Origin of the sequence: Paracoccus limosus, assembly GCF_009711185.1 — a bacterium.
In the GTDB taxonomy this organism is placed as follows: domain Bacteria; phylum Pseudomonadota; class Alphaproteobacteria; order Rhodobacterales; family Rhodobacteraceae; genus Paracoccus; species Paracoccus limosus.
In genome coordinates this window covers 28,828-39,398 of sequence record NZ_WMIF01000002.1, presented here as the reverse complement: position 1 = coordinate 39,398, position 10,571 = coordinate 28,828, and the positions used below count along the sequence as shown (strand labels likewise).

9 protein-coding genes are annotated in these 10,571 nt (G+C 66.2%); 6 read left to right on the top strand and 3 right to left on the bottom strand.

The features are described from left to right. Nucleotides 1–46 precede the first annotated feature (46 nt). The 6 genes from GL279_RS01905 (at nt 47) to GL279_RS01880 (ending at nt 6,167) form a co-directional block, all read left to right on the top strand. On the top strand, nt 47–1,285 hold the full coding sequence (locus tag GL279_RS01905; protein ID WP_155062931.1) for an MFS transporter: 1,239 nt from the start codon (nt 47–49) through the stop codon (nt 1,283–1,285). Nucleotides 1,286–1,359: 74 nt separating this feature from the next. Next, nucleotides 1,360–2,157: a 5'-nucleotidase, lipoprotein e(P4) family gene (locus tag GL279_RS01900; RefSeq protein WP_155062930.1), complete on the top strand. Its 798-nt coding sequence runs from the start codon at nt 1,360–1,362 to the stop codon at nt 2,155–2,157. A gap of 62 nt (nt 2,158–2,219) precedes the next feature. After that, the gene (locus GL279_RS01895; RefSeq protein ID WP_155062929.1) at nt 2,220–3,413 is read left to right on the top strand and encodes an MFS transporter; all 1,194 of its coding nucleotides are present in this window, start codon (nt 2,220–2,222) and stop codon (nt 3,411–3,413) included. Continuing rightward, nucleotides 3,406–4,431: a glycosyltransferase family 4 protein gene (locus GL279_RS01890; RefSeq protein WP_170293900.1), complete on the top strand. Its 1,026-nt coding sequence runs from the start codon at nt 3,406–3,408 to the stop codon at nt 4,429–4,431. Before GL279_RS01895 ends, GL279_RS01890 begins: the two co-directional genes overlap by 8 nt. Next, on the top strand, nt 4,428–5,042 hold the full coding sequence (locus GL279_RS01885; RefSeq protein WP_343039682.1) for a glycosyltransferase family 29 protein: 615 nt from the start codon (nt 4,428–4,430) through the stop codon (nt 5,040–5,042). The genes GL279_RS01890 and GL279_RS01885 overlap by 4 nt, the downstream gene beginning before the upstream one ends. A gap of 102 nt (nt 5,043–5,144) precedes the next feature. Next, nucleotides 5,145–6,167, top strand: a complete 1,023-nt coding sequence (locus GL279_RS01880) for an aspartate-semialdehyde dehydrogenase (protein WP_155062927.1) — start codon at nt 5,145–5,147, stop codon at nt 6,165–6,167. A gap of 601 nt (nt 6,168–6,768) precedes the next feature. Here GL279_RS01880 and GL279_RS01875 read toward each other — a convergent pair. From GL279_RS01875 to GL279_RS01865, 3 genes are all read right to left on the bottom strand, one after another. Further along, nucleotides 6,769–7,419 carry a 5'-methylthioadenosine/S-adenosylhomocysteine nucleosidase gene (locus tag GL279_RS01875; RefSeq protein ID WP_155062926.1) on the bottom strand — a complete coding sequence of 217 codons (651 nt, stop codon included), beginning with the start codon at nt 7,417–7,419 and terminating at the stop codon, nt 6,769–6,771. Between the two features lie 56 nt (nt 7,420–7,475). Continuing rightward, a complete protein-coding gene (locus GL279_RS01870) occupies nt 7,476–9,131 on the bottom strand; it encodes a PAS-domain containing protein (protein WP_155062925.1) in 1,656 nt (551 codons plus the stop codon). 77 nt (nt 9,132–9,208) lie between these two features. Next, nucleotides 9,209–10,549, bottom strand: coding sequence for an ActS/PrrB/RegB family redox-sensitive histidine kinase (locus GL279_RS01865; protein ID WP_155062924.1), 1,341 nt, complete (start codon nt 10,547–10,549; stop codon nt 9,209–9,211). Nucleotides 10,550–10,571 lie beyond the last annotated feature (22 nt).

The following is a 10,571-nucleotide window of genomic DNA, read 5'->3' as shown; positions in this document are numbered from 1 at the left end:
CGAGGCCCCGGCCAAGGCGCAGGAATTGGGCCGGAAGGAGCCCCCCATGAGCCAATCCCGCCTGTTCACGCCGGTTCTGGTCGGCGGAGCGATCATCCTGCTGATCAACTTTGCCCTGCGCGCCAGTTTCGGCGTGTTCCAGATCCCCATTGCCCAGGAATTCGGCTGGCCCCGCACCGAGTTCAGCCTGGCCATCGCCATTCAGAACCTGGCCTGGGGCATCGGCCAGCCGATCTTTGGCGCCCTTGGCGAGCGCTTTGGCGACCGCTGGTCGATCATCATCGGCGCATTCCTGTATTCCGCCGGGCTGATCCTGACCGCCCATGCCAGCAGCCCCGCCTCGATGCAGCTGCTGGAGATCATGGTCGGCTTTGGCATCGCCGGCACCGGCTTTGGCGTAATCCTGGCGATCATCGGCCGTGCCGCCAGCGACGAGAACCGCAGCCTTGCGCTTGGCATCGGCACTGCCGCCGGCTCCGCCGGGCAGGTGTTCGGCGCGCCGCTGGCCGAGGGGCTGCTGGCGCATTACCCGTGGCAGACGGTGTTCATGATCTTTGGCGTGATCGTGCTGGCCTGTCTGCTGTTCCTGCCGATGCTGGGCAAGACCCGGCCGGCCAGCCGCGGCGAGCTGGAAGACAGCATGGGCACTGTGCTGAAACGCGCCTTTACCGATCCGTCCTATCTGATGATCTTTGCCGGGTTCTTTTCCTGCGGCTATCAGCTCGCGTTCATCACCGCGCATTTCCCGGCGATGATTACCGAGATGTGCGGCCCGATCGCGCCGGGCAGCACGCTGGCGGGTCTGGGCATCACCACGACCTCGGCTCTGGGGGCGGTGGCGATCTCGCTGATCGGGCTGGCCAATATCGGCGGGGCGATCTTTGCCGGCTGGCTGGGCAAGCGCTATACCAAGAAATACCTGCTGGCGGGGATCTATACCCTGCGCACCATCGCCTCGGCAGTGTTCATCCTGATGCCGATCACACCGGGCAGCGTCATCGTGTTTTCGCTGGTCATGGGCGCGCTATGGCTGGCCACGGTGCCGCTGACCTCGGGTCTGGTCGCCTATATCTATGGGCTGCGCTACATGGGCACGCTTTACGGTTTTGTCTTTCTCAGCCATCAGCTCGGCTCGTTCCTGGGCGTCTGGCTGGGCGGCAAGATGTATGATCTTTACGGCAACTACACCTTGGTGTGGTGGGTTGGCGTGGGCGTCGGCGCCTTCAGCGCGCTGATCCATCTGCCGGTCCGCGAGGCGCCGGCGCGGTTGGCGCCGGCGGCTTGAGGAATTTGTTTGACGGATCAATCAATGTCCGCCAGCCTGCATCCTATACCCCTCAGCAAACAGGAAAGACCTGCATGAGCGACCGTTTCCTCTCTCGCGCCCTGCTGGGCCTTGCGGTCACGGCCATGATGGCCCCCGCCGCCATGGCCGAAACCGCCACTGCACCCACCGCCGAAGCGGCCGTGCCGCAGTGTCAGGTGCAGGAATATGCCATGGGCCTGCGCTATCAGCAGCAATCGGCCGAGGTCCGCGCCCTGCAGCTGCAGGCCTATGCGCTGGCCACCGCCAATCTGAAAGCCGCCATCGCCAAGGCCGAAGATCCCAAGAAGCTGGCCGTGGTCACCGATTTGGACGAGACCGCGATCGACAACAGCGCACTTCTGGTTCGCGACATGGAGAAATGCCATGTCTATGACACCTGGGACACCTGGAGCGACTGGGAACTGCACGGCCATCCGACCGCCATCCCCGGCGCGCTGGATTTCTTTGACTTTGCCGACAAGGCGGGCGTCGCGATCTATTACATCTCGGACCGCTACGGCGAGCCGGCGAACAAGGCCGCGACCGTCGCCACGCTGAAGGAGCTGGGCTTCCCGCAGGTCTCGGACGATCACGTGATGCTTTACGGCACCTCCAAGGCCGAGCGCCGCGCCGTGGTCGCCAAGGACCACCAGATCGTGCTGCTGCTGGGCGACACGCTGCACGACTTTGACGCCGTGTTCCGCAAGGCCCCGACCGAGGTGAAGCGCGAAGAGGTCGGCAAGAACGCCGCACATTTCGGCGCCGACTGGATCGTGTTCCCCAACTCGACCTATGGCGACTGGAGCACCGCGCCGCTGAAAGCATGGGACGCGCCGCTCAAGACCGAATAAGCCCGGCTTGAACTTTCCGATCCGGTGACGCAGCTTCCCCCTTTGCAACATGGGGGGAAGCCATGCGCTGGATCATGTCGCCGGGACTGCTGTCTCTGGTGCTCGGCTATACGCTCAGCCAGTTCTATCGCGCCTTTCTGGCCGTGCTTTCGCCGACATTGCAGGCCGAACTGGGCGCCGGGCCTGCCGATCTCGCGCTGTCCTCGGGGCTTTGGTATATCGCCTTTGCCGCCATGCAACTGCCGGTCGGCTGGGCGCTGGACCGCTGGGGCCCGCGCGAGGCGGTTTCGGTGCTGCTGGCGCTGGGTGGCGCGGGCGGCGCCACGGTCTTTGCCTTGGCGCAGGCGCCCTGGCATATCCATCTGGCCATGGCGCTTTTGGGCGTGGGCTGCGCGCCGGTGATGATCGGCAGTTTCTTCATCTTTGCCCGCACCCTGCCCCCGGCCTCGATGAGCGCGGCCGGCGGCGCCGTCGTGGGGCTGGGCTCGCTTGGCAACATGCTGGGCGCGGCGCCGCTGGTCGGGGTGGTCAATGCCATCGGCTGGCGCGAGACGCTGGCGATCCTTGCCGTCGTCACGCTGGCCGTCGCCGCCACCATCGCGGCCTGCGTCAGGAACCCGCCCCGCCCCGAGGGCGCGCATCGGTCCGGCTCGCTGCTGGAACTGCTGAAGGTGCGCGAGCTGTGGTGCATCCTGCCGCTTCTGGGCATCACCTATGCCGCCTCGGCCTGCATCCGCGGCCTATGGGCCGGGCCCTATCTCAGCGAGGTGTTCGGGGCCAGCGACTATCTGATCGGCTGGGTGACGCTGGGCATGGGGCTGGCCATGGTGACGGCGAACCTGTCGGTGGGCCGGATCGTGCGCCGCATCGGTTCGGACAAGCGCACCTCGCTGGCCAATACGCTGCTGCTCTGCAGCGTGCTGGCGGCGCTGTGGCTAAGCTCGGGGGTGAATGTCTGGCTTTCGGCAGTGCTGCTGGTGATGGTCTGCATTTCGGACAGCAACTATTCGCTGATCATGTCGCATGGCCGGGCGTTTCTGCCGCAGCATCTGGTCGGGCGCGGCATCACCTTCATGAACATGACCTCGATCGCCGGGGTCGGCGTCATGCAATTCGCCTCGCGCCCGGTCTATCTGGCGGCCTCGGCCCGGCACGAACCGGCTGCGGCCTATGGTTACATCTTTCTGTTCTTCCTGATACCTCTGGTCATCGGCCTGCTGTTCTATGTCTTCAGCCCCGAGGATCGCCATGATTGAAGTCGTTGCCCCCAACCTGAAACGCCGCCTCTCGGGGGTGACGGCAACCGTGGTGCGGCTGATCCCGGTGCAGGCGCGCATGATCGGCATCACCACCACCGGGCCGGGCCTGCCGCCCGAGCTGCCGCATATCCCGCTGTCGCAGGCGGCGCTGATGCCGCGCGACCGCTGGCGGGTCTGGCACGCGCGCCGCAATACCGAGATGGCGCTGGGGCTGATCCTGCGGCGCGTGTTGCGGCGGCGCTACCGTCTGCTGTTCACCTCGGCGGCGCAGCGCAAGCATACCGGCTTTACCCGCTGGCTGATCCGCCAGCAGGACGCGCTGATCGCGACCTCGCCGCAGGCCGCCAGCTATCTGGAACGTCCGGCGACGGTGATCCTGCACGGCGTCGATCTGTCCGTGTTCCACCCTGCGCCCGACCGCGCCGCGCTGCGCGCCGACCTTGGTTTTGCACCCGAGGATATCGTCATCGGCTGCTTTGGCCGGGTCCGCGCGCAAAAGGGCGTCGATCTGCTGGTCGAAGCAGCCTTGCGCCTGTTCCCGACCCGCCCACGCGCCCGGCTGATCTTTTCCGGCCGGGTCACCGCCGACAACCAAAAGTTCACGGACGAGCTGCAGACCCGCATCGCCAGCGCCGGCCTGTCGGACCGCATCCGCTTTCTGGGCGAGGTGCCTTGGGAACAGGTGGTGCAGAACTATCAGGCGCTGGACCTGTTCGCCGCCCCCGCCCGGTGGGAGGGGTTTGGCCTGACCCCGCTGGAAGCTGCCGCCTGCGGCGTGCCCACCGTCGCCGCCCGTGTCGGCGCCTATGAAACGCTGATTCAGGACGGCACGACCGGCAGTCTGGTCCCCCGCGACGATGTTGATGCCCTGACCGCAGCCTTGGCGCATTGGCTGGACGATGACGCCGCCCGCGCCGCCGCAGGTCAGGCCGCCCGCGCCCATGTCGCCCAGAACCACGCCATCGAGGGTGAGGCCCGCGCCATCGTCGAGGTCTATCGAAAGCTGCTGGCGTGACCCGGCTGGGGTTCCTGATCGCCCGCACCCTGCGCGATGAACCCGCGCTGCAACGCCTGTCGGTGCCGCAAGCCGATCTGCTGGCCGAGGTCGCGGGCAAGACAGTCGCTTTGGTCGGCAATGCCCGCGCCTTGGCCGAAGGGCACGCCGGCCCACAGATCGACGCCGCCGATCTGGTCATCCGCATCAACCGCGCCCCACAGCCATCCCCCCAAAGCCACGGCACCCGCACCGACTGGCTGGCGCTGGCGACCCGCCTGCCGCAGGCCGAGCGCGACCGCATCGCGCCGCGCCGCATCCTGTGGATGTCGCCCAAACGCAAGCGGCTGGATTGGCAGACCGCGACCAGCCCCGGGTTCTACCTGCATCCCCTGCCCGACTACCGGGCGCTGGCGCAGCTGATCGGCGCACCGCCGACCACCGGGGCAATGATGATCGACCTGCTGGCGCGCTCGGACCTTGCCCGGCTGGATCTTTACGGCTTTGATTTCTTTGCCTCGCTGTCGCTGTCCGGCCGCCGCACCGCCGCGCAGGTGCCCCATGATTTCAAAGGGGAATCGGCTTGGGTTGGCCAACTCATGCTGGCAGATCGCCGGATTACGCGGCATTAAGCCACAATTCCGCCGAAAAGCCGGGCAAATCGCCGAAATCCTGCTTTTCCTTTGCCGGGATTCGCCCTATATCGCAGCGTCCTGAATTGAGGAGACCCCCAGATGGGCTACAAGGTCGTTGTCGCCGGCGCCACGGGGAACGTGGGCCGTGAAATGCTGAACATTCTCGCCGAGCGCGAGTTTCCTGCTGATGAGGTTGTCGCTCTGGCTTCGCGCCGGAGCATTGGCACCGAGGTCAGCTATGGCGACAAGACCCTGAAGTGCAAGGACATCGAGGGTTTCGACTTTACCGGCTATGACATCGCGCTGTTCGCCATCGGCTCGGACGCGACGAAAATCTATGCCCCGATTGCCGCCAGCCAGGGCTGCGTGGTGATCGACAACTCGTCGCTCTATCGCTACGACCCGGAAATCCCGCTGATCGTTCCCGAGGTGAACCCGGATGCGGTGGAAAACTACCGCAACAAGATGATCATCGCCAACCCCAACTGCTCGACCGCGCAGATGGTGGTGGCGTTGAAGCCGCTGCATGACCGCGCCCGGATCAAGCGCGTCGTCGTCTCGACCTACCAGTCGGTGTCGGGCGCCGGCAAAGAAGGCATGGACGAGCTCTGGAACCAGACCAAGGGCATGTATGTCCCCGGCCAAGAGGTCGAGCCCAAGAAATTCCAGAAGCAGATCGCCTTTAACGTGATCCCGCAGATCGACGTTTTCCTGGACAGTGGCGACACCAAGGAAGAATGGAAGATGGTGGCCGAGACCAAGAAGATCCTCGACACCTCGATCAAGGTCACGGCGACCTGCGTGCGCGTCCCGGTCTTTGTCGGCCATTCCGAGGCCATCAATATCGAGACCGAGGATTTTCTGGACGAGGACGAGGCCCGCGACATCCTGCGCGAAGCCCCCGGCATTCTGGTCATCGACAAGCGCGAACCGGGCGGCTACGCGACGCCGGTCGAATGCGTCGGCGATTTCGCCACATTCGTGTCGCGCATCCGTCAGGATGTGACGGTCGAAAACGGCCTGAACCTGTGGTGTGTGTCGGACAACCTGCGCAAGGGCGCGGCTCTGAACGCGGTGCAGATCGCGGAACTGCTGGGCAATCGCGTGCTGAAAAAAGGCTGAAGCCGGCGCCTTCGTCAGGAATGACCGCCAGTGAATGAACCAAGGGCGCCTCTTGCGGGCGCCCTTTTGGTTTTCAAGGGGATGCAGGCCGATTGCCGGCGTGGGTTTTCGTGAAACGGTGCAGCTGACCCGGTTACGCCCCGCCTTGGATCGCGGTGTTGCATCGGCGGGCGGCAATTCATCCGCTAGCGGATCCGTTTTCAGCACATGGCCAAGACGCGCCAGTCCCAGGTCGCGCCGGCCGGCATCCGAAACACCAAGGAGATTCGAAGCGGCGCTCAGGCCGATGTCAGGAAACCATATCCGGCCTTGCGGCGGGTTTGGCACGGTGTTCCGCCACATGAGCAATTGTCCCCTGATTGGGTCCGCTCCCGCAGGGGATTGCGACGGCCATATCGGCACGCGCCTCCACCGAGGGAGCGCTCCCAGCCAGCGCTCGCCCGTCATATCCGCCTACGCCCCTGCCGGAGGATCGCGGTCTCTGCGCCAATCCCGAATTGCGAATGCGGCCTTTCGGGTTCAAAGCTCCTTTAACAGCAAGCGCAACCGCATCAGCGCCTCAAGGCGATCCGTGCCAGACGACCGGCAGGCCCGGCCCAAATCAAAGCCGCAAACTGCCCTCATGCAGCGCGCGCGCCAAGACGTCCACGGCATGGGCAAGGCGCTCATCGACGAGATGCAGATATTGGGTCCAGTCGATCAGGCCCGAAAGCTCGGTGCTGCCATCCGAAATGCCGCGCAGGCCGATCATCGGCAGGCCGAAACGTTGGCAGGTGCGCAGGATGGCAAAGGTCTCCATATCGACCATCTCGGCAGTCGTGGCCTCATAACCGGCACCGCTGACGATGCTTGCCCCGGTCGCCAGCGTCGCCTGAGGAATATCCGGCAACACCAGATCCAGTCCGACACGCGGCGGCAGGTCCAGAAACGGCGTCTGCCCCTTGGCAAAGCCCAGGGCCGAGGCATCCATGTCGCGATATTCCACCGCCGAGACCTGATAGACCTGCGCCTGCTGCAGGACCCGCGACCCCGCCGAGCCCAGGGACACCACCAGCTGCGGCAGCCGCCCGGCAGCCTGCAGGGCCGCCAGCGCCGCCGTCAGCTCGACCGCGGCCTCGACCGGACCCACGCCCGTCATCAAGGGCGTGATGCGCGCCCGCAGATGCAAGCCATATTCGGCATCGACAGCCATGACGAACAGGACGTCATGATCGGCAATACGATCGGCTTGAACGGGCGGTCTGTCGGGCATGATGGTCCTGCGGCTTGCCTTGGCACAACCAATATGAAGCGCGCGTCAAGGGCAAGCTAGCCCTGCAAGGCGCGCTGCTTTTCCTGCCCGCCCTCGGCCAGCTCCCTCGCAACCCGCTCGTCCGCGGCCCATTCCTGTGCCGCCCGTTCGATCTCGGTCCGTTCGGCTGCGGGCTGGGCCTCGGCCACCTGCGCCGGCGCGGCCGGGCGTGCGGGCGAGACCGTGGCATGAAAGCTCAGCACCAGCCGCCCACCCGACAGGCCGCGCATGGTCCAGGCCAGCAGCCCGCCCTCGGGGCCGGCCATGGCGCCGCGCAAGGTCATCTCGCCGGCACGCTGGTCCAGCGCCTCGCACAGCCCGGCAAGGCCGGGGCTTTCGCCGCAGGCCTGGCTCCAGCGCGTGATATGGTCACCCAACATTGGGCGCAGCTCGCCCCCCCAAAGCGCGGCATAGCTGCGGTTTGACATCAGCATGGCGCCATTGGCGGCAAAGACCACCACCGCATCCTCCAGCGCATCCATCACCTCGGCCCCCAGCGACAGGTCGGCGCGAAACTTGCGCGTCAGCGAGATTTCCGAGGTGATGTCTTCGAACAGAAAGGCCACCGCACCATCCGGATGCGGGCGGCCGGTGACGCGATAGGTCTGGCCACCGGGCAGGGACCACATCTCGACATGGTGCCCCGACGAGGCCGCCGCCTCAAGCGAGCTCATCTGGTTACGCCAGCTGCGGTAATCCTTGGGCTCGGGGACCATCCGTGCCTCGCGCAGCCGGTCCAGAAAGGCGTAAAGCGTCGGGCGCGCGGTCAGAAAGCCGGTGGCAAGCCCGGTCAGGTCGATCAGGGCCGGGTTGAACAATTGTAGATTGCGGTCGCGGTCAAAGATCGCCAGCCCGATCGGCAGATCGGCAAAGGTCTTGGTCAGGGTCTGGACGAATTCGCGCAGGCTGCGTTCGGCACGCACGGCAGCATCGGCGGGCAGGGCGATGGCCACCGTCTGTTCGGCAACCTCATGGGTGTGGCAGTCATACCAGCGGCTGCTGTCCTCGATCTGGACCTGCACGCGGCGGGCGCTGCCCAAGGCACCGCCACCCGCCGACCGCGCCGACAGGTCGATCAGCTGCGGCAAGGGCCAGACGGTCTGGCCGTCGGCCCGCGCCTCGGCCAGTTGCAGATAGGCGGAATTGGCCCAGGTCACCTGCCCTTGCACATCCTGCCGCCAGGCCAGCATCGGCGAATGGTCCATGGTGCTGCGCAGGATCTCCAGCTCGTGCTCCATGGCGGTCAGCGACAGCGAATCGACCAGTATGCCGGCATTTTCAGCCCGGGGATCGGCCAGGGTGATGCGCAAGACCCCCTCACCCAGATCCTCGGCCAATAGCTTCAGCGGAGCCGCGCCCTCGCCCAGCAGTTCCAGCCGCGCGCGCTGGCCCATGTCGGTCAGCGCCGCTTCGGATTGCGGCAGGCGCATCCCCAGCCAGGCGATCAGCCGGGGCCATTCGCCCTCGCCGGGCAGGGCGGCGATCAAGGCGCGGGCGGGGCCGGTCGCATCCACCAGCCGCTGACCCTGAAACAGAAACACGATCGGTTCCAGATCGCGGTCCAGCGCATTGCGCGACGGCCGGCCCCGCCGCTCCAGCGCGCGAAGCAGCCCAAGCGCCACCGCGACCGCCACGAAGGCCGCCGCAAGCGCGATGAGAAACTGGCCAAGCATCCTGCGCCCCTGTTCACCGAACCACTGGTGAACACCTATAGCGAGAATTCATAAGAAAGGGTTAACGCGGCGACAAATCAGTCAATTATTTCCGGGTTGCGGCCCAGAACGCTGCGGCTGTCGGCCTCGATCCGGCTGCGCGGCCAGACCACACTGACCTGCGCGCCGCGCTGACCGTTGCCGAAACGAACCACCGCGCCCGACCGTTCGAGCAGCGCCTTGGCGATGAACAGACCCAAGCCCCAGCCCTCATAGCTGCGGCCATCTTCGGCCCGCGGGCGCGTGGTCAGGAAGGGATCGCCGATCTTGGGCAGAAGCGCCGGCGGAAAGCCCGGCCCGTCATCGGAGATGCGCAACCGGATCTCGCGCCGATCCACGGCGACCTCGACCAGCACCTCTTTGGTGGCGAAATCGACCGCGTTCTGGATCAGGTTGCGCAGGCCGTGGATCAGCGCCGCGTCGCGCAGCACCTCGGGGGCATCGTCGGGCACGTCCAGCCGGATGCGAATGCCACGATCGCGATGTGGCGCCGCCGCCTGATCCAGCACCTCGGCCAGCGGCGCCGAGCGGATCAGCAGGTCGTCGCGGCCGGCGCTGCCCATGGACTTGAGGATATTGCCGCAGCGATCCGCGGATTGACGCAACAGCGCCAGATCCTCGGCCAGATCGGTGCGGTCGGGCAGCACGCGCGTGATCTCATCGGCCAGCTCTGAGCTGACCAGTTTGATCGTCGCCAAGGGCGTGCCCATCTCATGCGCGGCGGCGGCAACCACGCCGCCCAGATGCTGCAGCTTCTGCTCCCGCTCCAGCGCCATGCGCGCGGCAAAAAGCGCATCCGAGCTGGCGGCGATCTCGGCGGTCACGGTGCGAGCGTAAAGTGCAAAGAACAACGCCCCGATCACGATGGCGAACCATGTGCCGACCAGTAGGGGCTCATTCAGGGTCATCACCCGACCGGCGGAAAAGGTCAGAGGCCGGCCAAAAAAGGCCGCCATCGACACCATGATCAGCGTCGCCGCCCCCAGCGCCAGCAGCTGACGACCGGGCAGCGTCGTCGCCGCCACCGTCACCGGCGCCAGCAACAGCAGGGCAAAAGGATTGGTCAGCCCGCCGGTCAGCGACAGCAGCGCCGCCACCTGCGCCAGATCGAAGCCCAGCTGCCAGCCGGCCTCATTGGCGCCGACGCGCCGCAACGGGCGCAGCATCAGCGCCAGATTCAGCAGCACCGCCAGCCCGATCACCAGCACGATCGGCGCCACGGTCAGATGCGCCCCGATCATCAGCGCCGCCACCACGCATAGCGTCTGCCCGGCGATGGCCACCCAACGCAGCAGGATCAGCGTGCGCAGCCGGATCGGCTCGGGGGCGGGGCGCCCCGGCAACAGGTCGAAACGCCGCGAAACAAGGCCCAGAAACATGATCGCGCTCCGGTCTGAAAAT